The sequence below is a fragment of the Streptomyces sp. T12 genome, assembly GCF_028736035.1.
GTDB lineage: Bacteria > Actinomycetota > Actinomycetes > Streptomycetales > Streptomycetaceae > Streptomyces.
Window position 1 is genome coordinate 4,287,771 of record NZ_CP117866.1, and the last position, 18,074, is coordinate 4,305,844.

The window sequence follows — 18,074 nt, forward strand, 5'->3', positions numbered from 1 at the left end:
GGAGGGGTCCGGATCGGGCCCACAGAACCTAGCGGAGGGGTCGTTACTCTCCAAAGCGACGTGGCCACGCACCGTGACCAGAGAACCGGGGCGAACCCGGACGAGCGTTATCCGTCGGTTATCGGTCAGTAGCCGAAGGCATGTGCCGTGTTCGAGCCGAGTGCCGCCGCCAGCGCGTCCTCGTCGATGCCCCGCACGGCGGCCATGGCGCGCACCGTGATCGGAATGAGATACGGCGCGTTGGGCCGTCCGCGGTACGGGGCCGGCGTGAGGAAGGGCGCGTCGGTCTCCACGAGGAGCAGCTCCAGCGGGGCCACCGCCACCGCGTCCCGCAGGTTCTGGGCGTTCTTGAAGGTGACGTTGCCGGCGAAGGACATGTAGTAGCCGGCGCGGGCGCACACCTGGGCCATCTCGGCGTCCCCGGAGTAGCAGTGGAAGACGGTCCGCTCGGGGGCGCCCTCCTCCTTCAGGATGCGCAGGACGTCCGCGTGGGCGTCGCGGTCGTGGATGACCAGGGCCTTTCCGTGCCGCTTGGCGATCTCGATGTGGGCGCGGAAGGACGCCTCCTGCGCCTCCTTACCCTCGGGCCCGGTGCGGAAGTAGTCGAGGCCGGTCTCGCCGACACCCCTGACCTGCTCCAACGCGGCCAGCCGGTCGATCTCCGCGAGCGCCTCGTCGAGCGCCGCCGCGCCCCCGGGTTCGCGTGCGCCCTGCCGTGACCAGCCGTCGGGGTCGCCGTGCACGATGCGCGGAGCCTCGTTCGGGTGCAGGGCGACGGTCGCGTGCACGGCGTCGTACCGCGCCGCCGTCTCGGCCGCCCACTGCGAGCCGCGTACGTCACAGCCCACCTGCACGACCGTCGTCACCCCGACCGACGCCGCCTTCGCCAGGCCCTCCTCCACCGTGCCGGACTGCATGTCGAGGTGGGTGTGGGAGTCGGCGACCGGCACCCGGAGGGGTTCCGGGAGGGGCGGGGCGGCGTGCTTGTCGGAGGCGTTCGAAGGCATGCCCCGATCCTACGAAAGGAGCATGCCCTCTCTGTCGGCGCTCGGTCTCAGCCGGCGCTCGTCTCAGCTCGCCTTGCGGTGGAAGACGTGCAGGAGATCGGACAGATGCCAGTGGTGGTCCGCCTCGGCCGCCGACTCCGACTCCGGCTTGGGCCCCGCCTGCCGGGGGATCGATCGGTGGGAGTGCAGGGAGTTCTGCACGGAGGACACCTGCCCGGCCCGCATGATGCGGACGACGTGGTTGTCGCAGTTCTGACACGTGGGCCGGCTCAACGGAGACGGGACCACCTGGCCGTCGGCCACGTACATGACGAACTCACGGCCGTCACCGTCGATGTGGTGCTCTATCTCGTACGACTGCTCCCAGCCGTGCCCGCACCGCATGCAGGCGAAGGAATACGACTCGTGGACGACGGCGGTCGCGGCGTTGCGAAGGCCCGTGGTCTGCTGTGCGATCTCGCTCATGCCAGCTCCTGTGGTCCGCTGGTGGGACGGGTTGCGTCCCTTCGTCCAGTGGACTCCTCTGCGGGAGCGAACGCACGCCATCTGTCCAGTATTGGCGCCGACTTGGGCGTTCCTTGCCGAAAGGGCCGGGTCCCTTTACCCCCGCATGGGGCGTATGCTCAGCCGAGATACGCCCTGCTCACACGGCATTTCACGCCCCCGCGTTCTTCGCCGCCACGACCGCGTCGAAGACCTCTCTCTTGGGCACCCCGGCCTCCGCCGCCACCGCCGCGATGGCCTCCTTGCGCCGCTCCCCCGCCTCTTCCCGCACGCGAACCCGCCGCACGAACTCCTCGGCGCCGACCTCCTCGGCCCCCTTCGGCGGCGCGCCCTCGACCACGACGGTGATCTCCCCGCGCACCCCCTCCGCGGCCCAGGCCGCGAGCTCCCCGAGCCCGCCCCGCCTGACCTCCTCGTACGTCTTGGTCAGCTCCCGGCACACGGCGGCCCGCCGCTCGGCGCCGAACGCCTCGGCCATCGCGGCGAGCGTGTCGTCGAGCCGGTGCGGGGCCTCGAAGTAGACGAGCGTCCGCCGCTCCTCGGCCACCTCCCGCAGCCGCGACATCCGCTCCCCCGCCTTGCGCGGCAGGAACCCCTCGAAGCAGAACCGGTCGACAGGCAGCCCGGACAGCGCGAGCGCGGTGAGCACGGCGGACGGCCCCGGTACGGCGGTGACGCGGATGTCCTTCTCGACCGCCGCGGCGACCAGCCGGTACCCGGGATCCGACACCGACGGCATCCCCGCGTCGGTCACCAACAGCACGCGCGAGCCCTCCAGGAGCGCCTCGACGAGCTCGGGCGTACGAGCCGCCTCGTTGCCCTCGAAGTACGACACGACCCGCCCGGCCGGCTGCACGCCCAGCGCCTGGGTGAGGCGCCGCAGCCGCCGGGTGTCCTCGGCGGCGACCACGTCCGCTCCCGCCAGTTCCTCGGCGAGCCGGGGCGGGGCGTCCTGGATGTCGCCGATGGGGGTGCCTGCCAAAACAAGGGTTCCTGTCACGTTTCCATCCTCGCAGGGCGCATCCACGGGACTCCCACAGACGTGTTCCCTACGATGGCGCGGTGACCAGTACCGCGTCCTCCACGGACACCCGGCAGGGCCAGGCGACCCACGAGCAGCGGCCTTCGTGGCAGCAGCGGCTGCGCCGATTCGGCTACACGGCGGCGCCCAGAAGCGACGTACGCGACCGGCTCGTCCCGCCGTACGTCCAGCCCAGCCCGCGGATGTGGCAGTTCCTCGGCGTCCCGCGGCCGCTCGCCGAGCGGGTCGCGCGCTGGTCCGGCTGGGTCGGTCCGCTGCTGGTGACGCTGCTGGCGGGAGTGCTGCGGTTCTGGAACCTCGGCAGCCCGAAGAAGGTGATATTCGACGAGACGTACTACGCCAAGGACGCGTGGGGGCTCGTCCACCGCGGCTTCGAGGTCAACTGGGACAAGAACGCCAACGACCTGATCCTGTCGACGAACGGTCACGTCCCGATCCCCACGGACGCGGCGTATGTCGTGCATCCGCCGGTCGGCAAGTACGTCATCGGGCTCGGCGAGCTGATGTTCGGGTTCAACCCGTTCGGCTGGCGGTTCATGACGGCGCTGCTCGGCACGCTCGCCGTCCTGATGCTGTGCCGCATCGGCCGCCGTATCTTCCGCTCCACCTTCCTCGGCTGCCTCGCGGGCGGGCTGATGGCGGTGGACGGGCTGGCCTTCGTGATGGCCCGCACCTCGCTGCTCGACGGGGTGCTGATGTTCTTCGTGCTGGCGGCGTTCGGCTGCCTCGTCATCGACCGGGACCGGGCCCGCGCGAAACTCGCGGCCGCGCTGCCCGCCGACGCCGACGGCCGGGTCCGCCCCGACGCGCACACCGCCGAGACCCTGCGCCTCGGCGGGCGCCCCTGGCGCTGGATGGCCGGTCTGATGCTGGGCCTGGCCATCGGCACCAAGTGGAACGGCCTGTACTTCCTGGTCGCGTTCGGCCTGATGACGGTCCTCTGGGACGTCGGCGCCCGCAAGGTCGCCGGCGCCCGCTACCCGTACACCGCGGTCCTCAAGCGCGACCTGGGCTTCGCCTTCCTGGCGACCGTGCCGGTGGCGATCGTCACGTATTTCGTGTCGTGGACGGGTTGGATCCTCTCGCCCACGGACGGCACCGGCGGCTACTACCGCGACTGGGCGTCCGCCGACGGCCGCAGCAGCAGTTGGTCGTGGCTGTTCCCCGACTGGTGGCTGAGCCTGTGGCACTACGAGCACCAGGTGTACGAGTTCCACGTCGGCCTGTCGTCCCCGCACACCTACCAGTCCAACCCGTGGAGCTGGATCGTCGACGGCCGCCCGGTGTCGTTCTTCTACGAGTCCCCCCTGCCCGGCAAGGACGGCTGCCCCGCCGACGCGGGCGAGAAGTGCGCGCGCGAGGTACTGGCGATCGGCACGCCACTGCTGTGGTGGGTGGCCGCCTTCGCGGTCCTGTACATCCTGTGGCGCTGGCTCTTGCGCCGCGACTGGCGGGCGGGCGCCATCGCCTGCGGCGTCGTGGCCGGCTACCTCCCCTGGTTCCTCTACCAGGAACGCACGATCTTCTTCTTCTACGCCGTCGTCTTCCTCCCCTTCCTCTGCCTGGCCGTAGCCATGCTCCTCGGCGCGATCATCGGCCCACCACGCGCCGGCGAGACCCGCCGGGTGGCGGGGGCGACGGGGGCGGGCGTACTGGTGCTGCTGATCGCCTGGAACTTCATCTACTTCTGGCCGATCTACACGGGCACGGCGATCCCGGTCGACGACTGGCGGTCGCGGATGTGGCTGGATACGTGGGTGTAGTTTGCGTAACAGGAGCAGTCGATGATCGTTCACTGAACATGAACGTAACCAAACGAACACTCGCTGTCATCGCCCTCGCCGGCGCAGCTGTCCTGTCGGCCACCACCGTCGCCAACGCCGACACGCGCGATGCGCGCGACACGCAGCCCGCGCAGACGTCCACCAACCTGGTGTACCCGTACTCGGCCGCCTACCCGCCGGGCATCCTCCCCTTGGCGGCTGCTCCCGCGGCCGCCATTCTCTTCGGCGTCCTCTGAAGATCGTCTCCCGCTGAGCGCTGCGGCCGGCCGACCAGGCCGACCGCAGCGCTCAGTCGCGTCTACGGCGTTACGACGCTCTTCGGTCACTCCACCGCCCATAAAGCGGCCAACAAAAGAAAACTCCTCCCACAGTGTTCCCTCACGCCACTTACAGTGCGGAGGACGAAAACGGGGAGGGGACCATGTCCAAGGGGGTCAAGGCTGCCGTCATAGGCGGAGTGTTCGCCGTGATGGTGGGTGGAGCCGGGTACGGCGCGTACAACGTGATGTCCGCGTTGAACGGCGGCGGGGCGACAGGACAGGGCGGTGGGCCGGCGCCGGTGCGGTCCGGGCCGCCCAGCGGGGACGAGGTCAAGGAGACCACGGCGAAGTTCTTCGCGGCCTGGGAGAAGGGGCAGGCGGCGCGGGCGGCGTCGTACACGAACAACGACGCGGCCGCGGAGACCGTACTCACGTCCTACGGCAAGGCCGCGCACATCACCGGCGTGAAGATCACGCCGGGTGCAGCGAAGGGCGCCACCGTGCCGTACACGGTGAAGGCCAAGGTGTCCTACAGCGGGAAGTCCGAGCCGCTCAGCTACAAAAGTCAGCTCACCGTCGTGCGCGGGCTCACCACCGGGCGGGCCCTCGTCGACTGGCAACCGACCGTGATCCACCCGGAGTTGAGGAAGGACGACACCCTCGTCACCGGCGAGGCGGCCAGCCCGCCCATCGAGGCTGTCGACCGCAACGGCACCGTGCTGACGAAGGACAAGTACCCCTCGCTCGGCCCGATCCTGGACACGCTGCGCGAGCGGTACGGCAGCAAGGCCGGCGGCTCGCCCGGCATCGAGCTGGCGATACGGCACGCCGACGAGTCGCCGGACACCTCGCTGCTGACCCTCGCGAAGGGCAAGCCCGGCAAGCTGGAGACGACGCTCAGCGCGAGCGCGCAGGCGGCGGCGGAGAAGGCGGTGAAGCAGTACGACCAGTCCTCGGTGGTGGCCCTCAAGCCGAGCACCGGCGAGGTGCTGGCGGTGGCCAACCACCGTGACGACGCCTTCAACGCGGCCTTCGAGGGCAAGGTCGCCCCGGGCTCCACGATGAAGATCATCACCGCGGCGATGCTCATCGACAACGGCGTGACCTCGATGAACGGCCCGGCGCCTTGCCCTGACACGGCGATGTGGCAGAGCCAGAACTTCAAGAACCTCAAAGGGCTGAAGGCCGACGAGACCGCGAACGCCACGCTCGCAGGCGGTTTCGCGCGCTCGTGCAACACGGCCTTCATCAAGCTCATCGACGAGGACCCGCTCACGGACGCCTCGCTGACGCAGGAGGCCGAGGAGCGATTCGGGCTCGGCCGGGGCGACTGGAAGACCGGCATCACGTCCGTCGACGGCAGCGTCCCCGCCTCCTCCGGCCCGGACCGCGCGGCCAACGCCATCGGCCAGGGCCAGGTCCAGATGAACCCGCTGAACATGGCGTCGGTGACGGCCACCGCGATCACGGGCACGTTCCGGCAGCCGTATCTGGTCTCGCGCGACCTCGACGACCGGCAGTTCGCCACCGCCGACGGGCTGCGGGCGAGCACCGCCGCCCAGCTGAAGCAGATGATGCGGCTGACCGCGACCTCGCCCCAGGGCACCGCCGTGCGGGTCATGGCCGGGCTCGGCGGCGACATCGGTGCCAAGACCGGTTCCGCCGAGATCGACGGAAAGGCCACCTCCGACAGCTGGTTCACCGGCTTCCGCAATGATGTGGCGGCCGCGGCCCTGTCCCAGCAGGGCGGCCACGGCGGCGACGCGGCCGGGCCGATTGTCGCAGACGTGCTACGAGCTTCCGGCTGAACTTATCCCCCGCAGCACGGGACTCTAGGGTGGTCGTCGTCGTTGGTATGCGTGAGGTCGGCGGGGCGGCGGGGGCCCCTGGATACGCGAGGGAACGGAAAGAAGTGGGTAACAGAAGGCTCGTCGCCGAGCGACGGAAGACCAACCCCGCGGTGCTCGGCGGGATGATCGCCGTGGTCATCGGCGGCGCCGGGTTCGGAGCCTACGCCCTGTTCGGCGGCGGGGCCGTCGCCGACAGCCGTACGCAGTCGACGTCGGCGAGCGCCGACGACAAGGCGAAGGACGTCAAGACCGGCCCACTGTCCGCGACCGAGGTCACGTCCGCGGCCCGGGAGTTCCTCACCGCCTGGCAGCAGGGCAAGGTGACCGAGGCGGCCGCCGCCACGGACGACACCGCGGCCGCCACGGCCCTGCTGACCGGCTACACCAAGGACGCCCACATCAAGGACGTCACCCTCACCGCCGGCCCCCGCACCGGCGACAAGGTTCCCTTCTCCGTGAAGGGCACGGTGTCGTACAAGGGCACCGAGAAGCCGCTGACGTACGACAGTTCGCTCACCGTCGTCCGCCGCGCCGAGGACGGCAAGCCGCTCGTCGCGTGGCACTCCGCGATCGTCCACCCCGACCTGAAGGACGGCGACACGCTGGTCACCGGCGAGTCCGGCACCCCGCCGGTCAAGGCGCTCGACCGGGACGGCGGCGAGCTGACGGAGGCCGAGTACCCGTCGCTGGGCTCGGTCCTGGACGGGCTGCGCGAGAAGTACGGCGAGAAGGCCGGCGGCAAGGCGGGCGTCGAGCTCCAGGTGATCCGCGGCAAGGAGTCCAAGGAAGCCGAGCTGTCCGACAAGTCCCTGCTGGAGCTGAGCAAGGGCACGCCGGGCACCGTGAAGACGACGCTGAGCCCGACGATGCAGGCCGCCGCGGAGAAGCAGGTGGCCGCCAAGGACAAGGCGTCGGTGGTCGTCCTGCGCCCCTCGACCGGCGAGATCCTGGCGGTCGCGAACTCCTCGCACGGCTTCAACACCGCCTTCCAGGGCTCCCTCGCGCCGGGCTCCACGATGAAGGTCATCACCTCGTCGCTGCTGATCGAGAAGGGCCTCGCGTCGGCGGACAAGCAGCACCCCTGCCCGAAGTACTTCACGTACGGCCACTGGAAGTTCCAGAACGACGACAAGTTCGAGATCAAGGGCGGCACCTTCAAGGCGAGCTTCGCCCGCTCCTGCAACACGGCCTTCATCAGCCAGGCCCCCGAGCTGGACAACGACAGCCTGACCAAGCAGGCCCAGCAGGTCTTCGGCCTCTCCATGAACAACTGGTCCGTCGGCGTGCCGACCTTCGACGGCGGCGTCCCGGTCCAGTCGCAGGCCCAGATGGCGGCCTCGCTGATCGGCCAGGGCGGGGTGCGGATGAACCCGCTGAACATGGCGTCGGTCTCGGCGACGATCAAGACGGGCACCTTCAAGCAGCCCTACCTGGTGGCCCCGACGGTCGACAACCGCACCCTCGCCACCGCCTCCCGCACCATGTCGCAGTCCACGGTGTCGCAACTGCGCGAGCTGATGGCCTACACGGCGGCCTACGGCACGGCGGCCGAGGCGATGTCCGGGGTCACCGGTGACGTCGGCGCGAAGACCGGCTCGGCGGAGGTCGACGGTCAGAAGAAGCCGAACGGCTGGTTCACCGCGTACCGGGGCGACCTCGCGGCAGCGGGCGTGGTCCAGTCGGGCGGCCACGGCGGCGACACGGCGGGCCCGATCGTGGCGGCGCTGCTGAAGATGGGCGGCTGAAGCCGGGCGACTGAGGCTGGGCGGCTGAAGCTCAGCGCGCCACCGGTGCGGCGGCCAGATACGTCCGCCGCAGGAACCTCATCAGCGCCTTCGACTCGAACTGCACCACCGACACCCCCTGCGCGGAGTGGAACTCCACCACGGCCTGCACCCGGCCGCACGGCCACACCCGTATCTCGCCGCTCCCCGCGGGGGCACGCAGCCCCTGTTCCAGCAGGGAGCGCGAGAACGTCCACTCGTGTTCCTCGCGGCCGGGCAACCGCACGCGCACCGAGCGCGGATCGGTCTCGGGGTCATAGCGCAGGACGACCGGGACGGCCTCCTGCTCCTCCTGCAAGAGGTCGGCGTCGGTGACGATATGGGCTCGGGCGTACTGTTCGACTACCGACATCGGACGGCCCCTTACGCTGCGTGACCTGTGCGAAAGCTGTGCCTCCGCTCCCCCTCCAATGTCGCATATCTTGCGGAAAGCGCTCCCTGGAGCCGACGTATCTCACATGCGCGATACACAAGTGCGACAGACAAGCTCCTCGCTCTTGCAACCCATTCGCATTAAGCCACTATCATCGAACGGTGCACGTACCTGACGGATTCATCGACGCCCCCACCTCCGCCGTGACCGCAGCGGTCGCCGCGGCCGCGGTCGCCGTGAGCCTGCGCGGTGCGCGCCGCGAGCTCGACGAGCGGACGGCGCCGCTGGCCGGTCTGGTGGCGGCGTTCATCTTTGCGGTGCAGATGCTGAACTTCCCGGTCGCGGCCGGGACCAGCGGTCATCTGCTCGGTGGCGCCCTGGCCGCGATACTCGTCGGCCCCTATACCGGCGCGCTGTGCATCTCCGTCGTCCTGCTGATGCAGGGCATCCTCTTCGCGGACGGCGGCCTGACCGCGCTCGGCGTGAACATCACCAACATGGCGATCGTCGGCGTCGTCGTCGCCTACGTCGTCTTCCGTGGCCTGGTGAAGGTCCTGCCGAAGACGCGGCGGTCGATCACCGCCGCCTCCTTCGTCGCCTCGGTGGTCTCGGTGCCGGCCGCGGCCCTCGCGTTCACGCTCCTGTTCTGGATCGGCGGCACCACCGACGTCCCGATCGGCAAGGTCGCCACCGCGATGGTCGGCGTCCACCTGCTGATCGGCATCGGCGAGGCCGCGATCACCGCGCTGACCATCGGCGCCGTCATCGCCGTACGCCCGGACCTCGTGTACGGCGCCCGTGACCTGCGGCAGCCGTTGAAGCTGCGGGTCGGCGGCGAGCTCGTCGACGCTCCCGCGGCCGGGGCCGCGCAGCCGGTCGCGGCCCGCACCTCGCGCCGCACGCTGTGGATCAGCGGCCTGGTCACCTCCCTCGTCCTCGCCGGGTTCGTCAGCTTCTACGCCTCCGCCAGCCCCGACGGTCTGGAGAAGGTCGCCGAGGACAAGGGGTTCGCCCAGTCCGCCGAGAAGCACGCGGGCGCCGACTCTCCCCTCGCCGACTACGGCGTCAAGGCCATCGACAACGCCCGTCTGTCCGGCGGCCTCGCCGGTGTGATCGGCGTCGGCGCCACGGTCGTCGCGGGCACCGGCATCTTCTGGGCGGTGCGCCGGCGTCGTACGGACGAGGCGGCCGACGTGTCGCCCACGAGCGCCGGGGTCTGACGTGGGCGCAGGGCACGCGCACCGGCTCTACCGGCACGGGCACTCGCCCGTGCACGGCCTGCCGCCGCACACCAAGCTCGCCGCCACGTTCGCGTTCGTGGTGGTCGTGGTGTCGACGCCGCGGGAGGTGATGTGGGCGTTCGGCCTGTACGCCGTACTGCTCGCGCTCGTCGCGTACGCCGCGCGCGTGCCCGCCGGGTTTCTGCTGAAGCGGCTGCTGATCGAGGTGCCGTTCGTCGCGTTCGCGGTGCTGATGCCGTTCGTGGCGGAGGGCGAGCGGGTCGAGGTGCTGGGCATGTCGCTGAGCGTCGGCGGACTGTGGGGCGCCTGGAACGTGCTCGCCAAGGGGACCTTGGGCGTCGCCGCCTCCGTACTCCTCGCCTCCACGACCGAGCTGCGTGAACTGCTCCTCGGCCTCCAGCGGTTGAAGCTTCCGCCGCTGCTCGTGCAGATCGCGTCCTTCATGATCCGGTACGGCGATGTCATCACGGACGAGATGCGGCGGATGCGCATCGCCCGTGAGTCGCGCGGCTTCGAGGCGAAGGGCGTGCGCCACTGGGGCGTCCTCGCGAAGTCGGCGGGCGCGCTGTTCATCCGGTCCTACGAGCGTGGCGAGCGCGTGCATCTGGCCATGGTCAGCCGCGGGTACGCCGGTTCGATGCCGGTGATCGACGAGGTGACCGCGTCCCGGGCGCAGTGGTCGTACGCCCTCGCCCTCCCCTTCGCCGCCCTCGTCGTCTGTCTGCTGGGATGGACCCTGTGAGTACTGCTTCCCTGGAGGTCTCCGGCCTCGCCTTCGCCTACCCCGACGGCCACCAGGCCCTGTTCGGCGTGGACTTCTCGATCGCGCGCGGCGAGCGGGTCGCGCTGCTCGGGCCGAACGGCGCCGGCAAGACGACCCTCGTCCTCCACCTCAACGGCATCCTGACCGGCGGCACGGGCACCGTGCACGTCGCCGGGCTGCCCGTCGGCAAGCAGCACATGGCCGAGATCAGGCGCCGGGTCGGGATCGTCTTCCAGGACCCGGACGACCAGCTGTTCATGCCGACGGTCCGCGAGGACGTCGCCTTCGGTCCGGCGGCGGCCGGGCTCAAGGGCCCGGAGCTGGAGGAGCGGGTCGACCGGGCGCTGGAGCGGGTCGGCATGGCGGAGTTCAAGGACCGTCCGCCGCACCATCTCTCCTTCGGCCAGCGGCGCCGGGTCGCGGTGGCGACCGTGCTCGCGATGGAGCCGGAGATCCTCGTCCTGGACGAGCCGTCCTCCAACCTCGACCCCGCCTCCCGCCGCGAACTGGCCGACATCCTGCGCTCGTTGGACGTCACCGTGCTCATGGTCACGCACGACCTGCCGTACGCCCTGGAGCTGTGCCCGCGCTCCCTCATCCTCAGCGAGGGCGTGATCGCGGCGGACGGCAAGACGGCGGAGCTGCTGTCCGACGACGAGCTGATGCGCGCCCATCGCCTGGAGCTGCCGTTCGGCTTCGATCCGCGGTCCGTGACAATGGGCGCGTGACGAACGAGGAGACCAAGGGCTCGCTGTTGCTCGACGAGCAACTGTGCTTCGCGCTGTACGCCGCTCAGCGCGCCGTGACGGCCGCCTATCGCCCGCTCCTCGACGAGCTCGGCCTCACCTACCCGCAGTACCTCGTCCTGCTGGTCCTCTGGGAGCGCGGCGAGATGACGGTGAAGGAACTGGCGGCTGCCCTTCGGCTCGACTACGGGACCGTCTCCCCGCTGCTGAAGCGGCTGGAGGCGGCGGGGCTGGTTCGGCGGGAGCGGTCGGCGCGGGACGAGCGGTCGGTGCTCGTCACGGTCACCAGCCAGGGCGAAGCGCTGCGGGAGCGCGCGGAGTGCGTACCGGGCGCGCTGCTCGCGGAGACCGGGCTCGGCGGCCCGGAGGTGGAGCGGCTGCGCAAGGAGCTGTGGCAGCTGGCGGCGAAGGCGACGGCGGTCGCCGACCGCAACCGCTGATCTCGCCTTACCCATGGTTACTACCCCCTGGTAACAGCAAACCTCCTACCGGCAAGTACCTTGTGCACGATGTACTTGTGCGCCCAGCGGCGCGCCGCACATTGACACAGCTTCTGGGGGAGGGCCAATCATGACCGCCGAGGACACTGCCGTCGACACCCGTCCGACGAAGATCATGTACGTCGCCGAGGCCACCGCGCACGGCGGCCGGGACGGCTATGTCACCAGCCAGGACGGCCAGATCCAGCTCAAGGTCGCGATGCCGCCGGAGCTCGGCGGCGACGGCAACGGCACCAACCCCGAGCAGCTGTTCGCCGCCGGCTACAGCTCCTGCTTCCACAACGCGCTGATCCTGGTCGGCAACCGCGAGGGCTACGACCTCACCGGATCCACCGTCGCCGCCAAGGTCGGCATCGGCCCCAACAAGCACCGCGGCTACGGCCTCGCGGTCGCCCTCAGCGTCTCCCTGCCGGTGCTGGACGCGGACATCGCGGCCAAGCTGGTGGACGCGGCGCACGAGGTCTGCCCGTACTCCAACGCGACCCGGGGGAACATCGACGTCACCATCCTGCTTGGGTAGAAGGGCACCCGCACAAAGCAGGACGAGGAGACGGACGTGAGCGTGAACGGCACAGTGGCCGAGGGCTTCGAGCCGGTCAGGGAGACGTTCGCACGGAACTTCGCCGCGCTCGGCGAGCGGGGCGCCGCCGTCGCCGTGTACCGGGACGGGCGCAAGGTCGTCGACCTGTGGGCCGGCACGAAGGACGTCGACGGTACGCAGGCGTGGCAGCACGGCACCGCGCAGGTCGTGCGCTCGGCGACCAAGGGCGTCGCCGCCGCCGTACTTCTCCTCCTGCACCAGCGCGGAGATCTGGACCTGGACGCCCCCGTGGGCGATTACTGGCCGGAGTTCAAGGCGCACGGCAAGGAGCGGCTGCTGGTCCGGCATGTGCTGAACCACCGCGCCGGGCTCCCGGTGCTCGACCGCCCGCTCACGCCCGAGGAGGCGCTGGACCCGCATCGCGGCCCGGCGGCGGTGGCCGCGCAGGCGCCCGCGTGGGAGCCGGGCACCGACCACGGCTATCACGCGCTGACGTACGGCTGGCTGCTGGACGAACTGGTCCGGCGGGTGACGGGGCGGTGGGCCGGCGAGTGGCTCGCAGCGGAGGTCGCCGGGCCGCTGGGCCTGGACCTGTGGCTGGGGCTGCCGGAGTCGGAGGCGGGACGGGTGGGCCGTACCGGCCGGGTCGAGGGCCCCGAGCCGGTGGGCGGACTGCGCTCACGCCCGAAGCGCTCGGTCACCGAGGCCTACGACGACCCGAACTCCCTCACCCGCCGCGCGTTCGCCGCGATCACCCCGTTCCCCGACCAGAACGACCCTGCCTACCGCGCCGCCGCCCTCCCCGCGACGAACGGCATCGCGACGGCCGACGGTCTGGCCCGCTTCTACGCCACGCTGATCGGCGAGGTCGACGGTGTACGGCTCTTCGACCCGGCGACGGTGGAGCTCGCTCGGGCGCAGGAGTCGGCGGGCCCGGACCGCGTCCTGGTCGTGGGCACCCGCTTCGGGCTCGGCTACATGCTGCACGGCACCGCGTCGCCCCTGCTGGGACCGGGTTCCTTCGGCCACCCCGGCCGCGGCGGCGCCCTCGGCTTCGCCGACCCGGAGGCGGGGATCGCGTTCGGCTATGTGACGAACGGCTTCCGCAAGACGGTGACGGCGGATCCGAGGGCGCAGGGGTTGATACGGGCGGTGCGGGCGGCGCTCGGGTAGCGGTCGGTTCAGGCGTGGATGGGGTGCGACGTGCGCCCCGACGCCTGGTCGATCTCCCCGTGCGCCTTGGTGAGCATCTGCATCGCCAGCTCGTTCAGCGCGCGGGCACCGGCGATCTCCTCACCGACGCGTGGCTGATTCGCGTCCGTGTGGTGCCGTGAGGCGTGCCCGTGGGCCCGTACCTCGGTGCCGTCGGGGAGCCGCACCATCGCGACTGCCCTGGTGTGCGTGTCGTCCTCCTGGAACTCCAGCTCGACATGCCATCCCACTGCGGTGTGCATCATGACGATCACCTCCGGAAGTTCTGCTTCCAGGGTGCGCCTCGGAAGGGCCCGCCGACTAGTCGGGCTCGGTGCCCAGTCGGGCTCGGCCCCTAGTCGGGCTCGGCGAGCTCCTCGGGCCGCGGGGCCGGGGTCGGGCGCCTGGTGCGGGCGGGGGCGCTGAGGGCGGTCACCCGGTCGGCGAGCAGGGCGATCCGCTCGGCGGCCTCGGTCGCCAGGTCGGTGCGCAGCCGGCGCTGGTGGCGCAGCGCGAGTTCCATGGTGGACAGGGCCAGAGCCGCGCCGACCAGGACCACGACCGCCAGCGTGACGTGGACACGCGGCCTGCCCTCCCCCGCCGCGTCGAAGGCGAGCCCGGACGCCACGGCCAGGGCCGTGACCAGGGCCAGCCCCACGCAGTAGCCGCCGAGGATCCAGGGGTGGTCCTGGCACAGCCACCGCACGCGGGAGCGCCGCGCCTCGTCCGCCAGCCGCCCGAGCGCCCTGCGCATGTCCGTCAGCTCCCAGTCGGCCTTCTCGCGCTGCTCGCGGGAGAGCGGCGGCCGCGACTCGGCCAGGCGGAGCTCCAGCCGCGCGATCGCCCGGCGCAGCACGGGCCGGGTCACCCGGTCCGGCAGGCCCTGCGGCCAGCGGGCCCACAGGTCGGCGTCGCGCCGCTTGAGGCGGATGTGGGTGGCGGCCGTGTGCGCGACGGCGAGGCCCATGACCAGCAGCAGGGCCAAAGACCCCCACATGCCCTTGTCGCCCCACATCTGAAGCGCCGGGAACAGCCCGATCAGCACGAGCCCCGCGCCCATCGGCCAGGTCTGCCGGACGTACGTCTGATGCTTGACGGCGTGCAGGTCGCGTTCCCAGCTGTCGATGGGGCGGCGGAGCAGGAAGCGGCCGACGGCGACCGCGACGAGCGGCGCGCACAGCAGCAGGCAGCCTCCCAGGGTGGCGTACAGGGTCCACGGAAGGCCGTCCCCGCGCGCCCAGCCGTCGTCCTGGGGCAGTGCGGGGACCCCGAGCAGCGCCGCGCCGGCCAGCAGCGCGGTGAGGACGCCGAGCCACCGTCCCGGCCGGTGTCCCGGCGGTGGCGGCGGGACGGGCCGCCAGGTCCGGGAGACGTCGGTCTCCAGTACGGCGATCAGTTCCGCGAGGTCGTCCTCGAAGCGGGCCGCGCGCAGCGACTGGGCGTTGCGGTGGGCCAGTTCCCGGACGGGCCACGGCAGTTGGTCCGGCCTCGGCGGGGCGGCGCCGTCCAGCAGCAGGGGGACGACGGTCTTGCCGGTGTGCAGGGCCTGGTCGATCTCCCGGCGGACCCAGTCCGCCTCGTCGTCCAGCCGCAGCCCGCCGGACGGGCCCCGCGCCTGCAGCCAGCCCCGGTGCACGACCACGAGCAGCACCTCGCAGTCCGCCACCCGCTCCCGCAGCGTGTCCGGGTACCGCTGCCCCGGCACGATGGACGCGACGTCGCGGAAGACCTGGTCCTCGCCGAAGTGCTGTTCGAGCCGGTCGTACAGTTCCCGCACGACGTCTTCGTGATCGCCTCTGCGGTAGTTGATGAAGATGCCGCCCACGCCGCACACCCTAGAGCGACAGGAACGGTCCATGGACGCCCGTGAACAGGCTTGCGCCTTCTGCGAGATCGTCGCCGGCACCGGCAGGGCACGGGTGGTGTACGAGGACGCGCACACCCTCGCCTTCTTCCCGCTGGCGCCCGCGACGCGCGGGCACACGCTGGTCGTGCCCAGGGCGCATTCGGCGGACCTGTGGGCGATGGACGAGGCGGACGCCCAACGCCTGTTCCACGCCGTGACGGTGGTGGGCAGGGCGCTGCGCGCGGTCCTCGAACCCGACGGCATGAACGTCATCAACTCCGCGGGCGCGGTGGCCTCGCAGTCCGTGTTCCACACCCATGTGCACCTCGTGCCGCGCCGGCCGGGGGACGCGATGGGGCCCATCTGGCCGCCGAAGGGGGCGGGGTTCCGGGACGAGGACGCCGACGGGGCCGAGGCAGTCGCGGACGCGCTCGCCGCCCGCATCTGCGAGGCGATCGCGGGTCCGGCGCGCTGAGTTCACAGGGCGATGACGACGAGCGCGAGGTCGGCGAGCAGCAAGGGCGAGTAGAACAGCAGTAACGTCGGCGTGAGCCAGACCTCCGGCCAGGGCATCCGCGACAGATACGGCGCCACGTTCATGGACAGCACCTCGACCGTGCTGTCGGGGACCCGGGCGGCGTCGTAGAGGCGGCGAAAGGCCCTCTCCTGGCGCAGGAAGAAGCAGTCCAGGTACCAGAAGCAGAGCAGCGGCACCACGCCGACGGCCGCGAGCTGCCAGCTGAGGCGGCTGGCGGAGAGCGCCAGCAGACCCGCGGCCAGGGTCAGCGCCCAGCCCTTGACGAGAAACGAGTTGGTGCCCAAGCGGGTGATCGTCGCCTGGATGAACTCAAGATGCTTGATCCGGTCGGCGTCCAGCGGCGCCCTGCCGTCGACGCCCGCGCCCGACCCCTCACTCAGCGCAGTCACAGCCCCGCCCCCCTAGGTGAAGTTTTCGCACGCCCGATCGTAGTGGCGGAGCAAAGACCGCAACTCGGGATCAGTGAGACTCGGCACACTCTCTTCGGTGACCGGCTCCGCCCTGCTTCCATGGAGATGTCCCGTTCCACGGAGATGTCGCGCGCCGGACCTGGCCCCGCCGCCAACGCCACCTCCCCCGTTCACCGCTCCGGGCCACATCGAGGACATGCGCTGCTGCTTCTCCGCCCACCTCCCCGCTCTCGCAGCACTGTCGGCCTTCCCCGGCCCCTGCGAGGTGCTGCGCTCCGGCGCGCGCCTCGCCCCTGCCCTCCTGCGCACGGCCTCGACCGCCATGCAGCGGGCGCGCTCCCACCACCCCGACGACCTGACCGCCGTCAATCTGGAACTGGTCACCCTCACCGAGGACACCGCCGTCATCACCTGGTACACCGGCATCCCCGGCACCGACGACGGCCTGGGGCACCCCCTGCCCGCGATCACCGAGGGTGAGGTCGCCTACGGCACCCATCCCTCCCGGCTCAACCGCACCGCGTCCGAGGGCCGGCCGACCGCCCACCACCAGGTCGAGCTGACCGGCCTGGAGCCGGGGCAGACGTACTACTACCAGGCCCGCTCACGAGGCGTGGCCGCCACACCCACCCCGCTGCACCTGGTGCGCGGCAACGCGGTGGGCACCTCGACGTTCGGGTTCGGTTCGGGCGGCGGGCCGTACTCCTTCACCACCCCGCAGCCCCCGCCCGGCCGGCTCCTGCTGTCGGTCGCTCTCTGCAACGACCTGCACCTCGGCGAGACCACCGCGGGCCTGGTCGGCGGCCTGCCCCTGCCGCGCGGGGTGTCGCAGCAGCCGGGGCGTGCGCCGTATCCGGAGCTCATGAGCCGGGCCCTGGTCGAGGAGGCCCGCCGGCGCGGGGCCGACCTGCTGCTGGCCGGGGGCGACATCTCGGCCGGCGGAGCCGCTCACGACCTGCGCGAGGCCCGGCGGATCCTGGACGGCTTCGGCACGCACGGGCGAGACTACTTCGTCGTACGCGGCAATCACGACCGTTCCCAGGACACCAGCACCTTCCGTACCGCGTTCGCGGGTGGCGTCGGTCGCGACGACGGGCTGGAGTACTTCGCCCGTGACCTCGGCGGACTGCGGATCATCGGCCTCGACACGTACGTCAAGACCGGCAACGGCGCCGACGCGGGCGGGCTCGGGGCCGAGCAACTGGCTTGGTTCCGGGCGAGGTTGAGGGAAGCGCCGGACCAGCCGACGCTGGTGTTCGGCCACCATCCGCTGACCGTGCGGGACTCGGTCTTCCCGGTGACCCGCGGCCATTGCCTGGACCGCCGCCAGGCCCGTGCCGTCGTGGACGCCTACGCGTCCGCACCCGGCGTCTTCCTCCACCACGCGGGCCACACGCACCGCAACAAGCGCACCGTGCTGACGCGGGCCCCGCACGTCACCCAGCAGGAGGTCGCCGCCGCCAAGGAGTACCCCGGCGGCTTCACCCTCCTGCGCATCCACTCCGGCGGCTACGCCCTCAACCACTACAAGTCCGGCGACCTGGCGGCCCGGCAGTGGAGCGAGCGCAGCCGCCGGGTGGCCGCGGGTCTTTGGCCCCACCATGCCCTGGGCCGGTCGGTCACCGACCGCAACAGCGTGACCTCGCACGACCTGTCGGGGGTCACGGTTTCACGGGGCGTGAATCGCATGTAAC

At 71.2% G+C, this 18,074-nt stretch carries 19 protein-coding genes; 12 read left to right on the forward strand and 7 right to left on the reverse strand.

All coding sequences use genetic code 11. The features are described 5' to 3' along the window. Positions 1 to 125: 125 nt before the first annotated feature. The 3 genes from PBV52_RS19020 to rsmI form a co-directional block, all read right to left on the reverse strand. Positions 126 to 1,007: a TatD family hydrolase gene (locus PBV52_RS19020; RefSeq protein WP_274239665.1), complete on the reverse strand. Its 882-nt coding sequence runs from the start codon at positions 1,005 to 1,007 to the stop codon at positions 126 to 128. Positions 1,008 to 1,070: 63 nt separating this feature from the next. After that, a complete protein-coding gene (locus PBV52_RS19025) occupies positions 1,071 to 1,472 on the reverse strand; it encodes a hypothetical protein (protein WP_274239666.1) in 402 nt (133 codons plus the stop codon). 190 nt (positions 1,473 to 1,662) lie between these two features. Further along, positions 1,663 to 2,511, reverse strand: a complete 849-nt coding sequence (gene rsmI / locus PBV52_RS19030; RefSeq protein ID WP_274239668.1) for a 16S rRNA (cytidine(1402)-2'-O)-methyltransferase — start codon at positions 2,509 to 2,511, stop codon at positions 1,663 to 1,665. A gap of 62 nt (positions 2,512 to 2,573) precedes the next feature. Between rsmI and PBV52_RS19035 the strand changes: the two genes are divergently transcribed. From PBV52_RS19035 to PBV52_RS19050, 4 genes are all read left to right on the forward strand, one after another. Next, positions 2,574 to 4,316 carry a dolichyl-phosphate-mannose--protein mannosyltransferase gene (locus tag PBV52_RS19035; protein ID WP_274239669.1) on the forward strand — a complete coding sequence of 581 codons (1,743 nt, stop codon included), beginning with the start codon at positions 2,574 to 2,576 and terminating at the stop codon, positions 4,314 to 4,316. Positions 4,317 to 4,354: 38 nt separating this feature from the next. Next, on the forward strand, positions 4,355 to 4,573 hold the full coding sequence (locus PBV52_RS19040) for a hypothetical protein (RefSeq protein ID WP_274239670.1): 219 nt from the start codon (positions 4,355 to 4,357) through the stop codon (positions 4,571 to 4,573). 185 nt (positions 4,574 to 4,758) lie between these two features. Beyond that, positions 4,759 to 6,405, forward strand: a complete 1,647-nt coding sequence (locus tag PBV52_RS19045; RefSeq protein ID WP_274239672.1) for a penicillin-binding transpeptidase domain-containing protein — start codon at positions 4,759 to 4,761, stop codon at positions 6,403 to 6,405. Between the two features lie 104 nt (positions 6,406 to 6,509). Beyond that, positions 6,510 to 8,192 carry a penicillin-binding transpeptidase domain-containing protein gene (locus PBV52_RS19050; protein ID WP_274239673.1) on the forward strand — a complete coding sequence of 561 codons (1,683 nt, stop codon included), beginning with the start codon at positions 6,510 to 6,512 and terminating at the stop codon, positions 8,190 to 8,192. Between the two features lie 31 nt (positions 8,193 to 8,223). On the opposite strand, the gene PBV52_RS19055 is transcribed toward PBV52_RS19050, so the two are convergent. Beyond that, entirely contained in the window at positions 8,224 to 8,583 is a 360-nt protein-coding gene (locus PBV52_RS19055; RefSeq protein WP_274239674.1) for an SsgA family sporulation/cell division regulator, read from the reverse strand. Between the two features lie 182 nt (positions 8,584 to 8,765). Between PBV52_RS19055 and PBV52_RS19060 the strand changes: the two genes are divergently transcribed. From PBV52_RS19060 to PBV52_RS19085, 6 genes are all read left to right on the forward strand, one after another. Then, entirely contained in the window at positions 8,766 to 9,824 is a 1,059-nt protein-coding gene (locus tag PBV52_RS19060; protein ID WP_274239675.1) for an energy-coupling factor ABC transporter permease, read from the forward strand. 1 nt (position 9,825) lies between these two features. Then, positions 9,826 to 10,587: a cobalt ECF transporter T component CbiQ gene (gene cbiQ, locus PBV52_RS19065; RefSeq protein WP_274239676.1), complete on the forward strand. Its 762-nt coding sequence runs from the start codon at positions 9,826 to 9,828 to the stop codon at positions 10,585 to 10,587. Next, the gene (locus PBV52_RS19070) at positions 10,575 to 11,336 is read left to right on the forward strand and encodes an energy-coupling factor ABC transporter ATP-binding protein (RefSeq protein ID WP_274239678.1); all 762 of its coding nucleotides are present in this window, start codon (positions 10,575 to 10,577) and stop codon (positions 11,334 to 11,336) included. The genes cbiQ and PBV52_RS19070 overlap by 13 nt, the downstream gene beginning before the upstream one ends. Then, positions 11,333 to 11,794 (forward strand): MarR family winged helix-turn-helix transcriptional regulator, encoded by a 462-nt coding sequence (locus PBV52_RS19075; protein ID WP_274239680.1) that lies wholly within the window; start codon positions 11,333 to 11,335, stop codon positions 11,792 to 11,794. Before PBV52_RS19070 ends, PBV52_RS19075 begins: the two co-directional genes overlap by 4 nt. 130 nt (positions 11,795 to 11,924) lie before the next feature. Beyond that, positions 11,925 to 12,374 (forward strand): organic hydroperoxide resistance protein, encoded by a 450-nt coding sequence (locus PBV52_RS19080; protein WP_274239681.1) that lies wholly within the window; start codon positions 11,925 to 11,927, stop codon positions 12,372 to 12,374. Between the two features lie 36 nt (positions 12,375 to 12,410). Further along, positions 12,411 to 13,568, forward strand: a complete 1,158-nt coding sequence (locus tag PBV52_RS19085; RefSeq protein WP_274239683.1) for a serine hydrolase domain-containing protein — start codon at positions 12,411 to 12,413, stop codon at positions 13,566 to 13,568. An 8-nt stretch (positions 13,569 to 13,576) separates the two neighbouring features. On the opposite strand, the gene PBV52_RS19090 is transcribed toward PBV52_RS19085, so the two are convergent. Both PBV52_RS19090 and PBV52_RS19095 read right to left on the reverse strand, forming a co-directional pair. Beyond that, a complete protein-coding gene (locus PBV52_RS19090) occupies positions 13,577 to 13,852 on the reverse strand; it encodes a DUF1876 domain-containing protein (RefSeq protein WP_274239685.1) in 276 nt (91 codons plus the stop codon). Between the two features lie 89 nt (positions 13,853 to 13,941). After that, a complete protein-coding gene (locus tag PBV52_RS19095) occupies positions 13,942 to 15,411 on the reverse strand; it encodes a toll/interleukin-1 receptor domain-containing protein (RefSeq protein ID WP_274239686.1) in 1,470 nt (489 codons plus the stop codon). Between the two features lie 31 nt (positions 15,412 to 15,442). Here PBV52_RS19095 and PBV52_RS19100 point away from each other — a divergent pair, with 31 nt between their 5' ends. After that, complete coding sequence (locus tag PBV52_RS19100; RefSeq protein ID WP_274239688.1) at positions 15,443 to 15,907, forward strand: HIT family protein; 465 nt, start codon at positions 15,443 to 15,445, stop codon at positions 15,905 to 15,907. A gap of 2 nt (positions 15,908 to 15,909) precedes the next feature. On the opposite strand, the gene PBV52_RS19105 is transcribed toward PBV52_RS19100, so the two are convergent. Then, positions 15,910 to 16,359, reverse strand: coding sequence for a hypothetical protein (locus PBV52_RS19105; RefSeq protein ID WP_274239689.1), 450 nt, complete (start codon positions 16,357 to 16,359; stop codon positions 15,910 to 15,912). A gap of 217 nt (positions 16,360 to 16,576) precedes the next feature. On the opposite strand from PBV52_RS19105, the gene PBV52_RS19110 reads away from it, so the two are divergent. Next, complete coding sequence (locus tag PBV52_RS19110; protein WP_274239690.1) at positions 16,577 to 18,073, forward strand: metallophosphoesterase family protein; 1,497 nt, start codon at positions 16,577 to 16,579, stop codon at positions 18,071 to 18,073. The last annotated feature ends 1 nt before the right edge of the window (position 18,074 follow it).

Coding starts and splice junctions, on each gene's coding strand:
- PBV52_RS19100 (WP_274239688.1), top strand. CDS start 15,443: ATGGACGCCCGTGAACAGGCTTGCGCCTTCTGCGAGATCGTCGCCGGC.
- PBV52_RS19070 (WP_274239678.1), top strand. CDS start 10,575: ATGGACCCTGTGAGTACTGCTTCCCTGGAGGTCTCCGGCCTCGCCTTC.
- PBV52_RS19080 (WP_274239681.1), top strand. CDS start 11,925: ATGACCGCCGAGGACACTGCCGTCGACACCCGTCCGACGAAGATCATG.
- PBV52_RS19025 (WP_274239666.1), bottom strand. CDS start 1,472: ATGAGCGAGATCGCACAGCAGACCACGGGCCTTCGCAACGCCGCGACC.
- PBV52_RS19110 (WP_274239690.1), top strand. CDS start 16,577: ATGCGCTGCTGCTTCTCCGCCCACCTCCCCGCTCTCGCAGCACTGTCG.
- PBV52_RS19020 (WP_274239665.1), bottom strand. CDS start 1,007: ATGCCTTCGAACGCCTCCGACAAGCACGCCGCCCCGCCCCTCCCGGAA.
- PBV52_RS19055 (WP_274239674.1), bottom strand. CDS start 8,583: ATGTCGGTAGTCGAACAGTACGCCCGAGCCCATATCGTCACCGACGCC.
- PBV52_RS19090 (WP_274239685.1), bottom strand. CDS start 13,852: ATGATGCACACCGCAGTGGGATGGCATGTCGAGCTGGAGTTCCAGGAG.
- PBV52_RS19045 (WP_274239672.1), top strand. CDS start 4,759: ATGTCCAAGGGGGTCAAGGCTGCCGTCATAGGCGGAGTGTTCGCCGTG.
- PBV52_RS19040 (WP_274239670.1), top strand. CDS start 4,355: ATGAACGTAACCAAACGAACACTCGCTGTCATCGCCCTCGCCGGCGCA.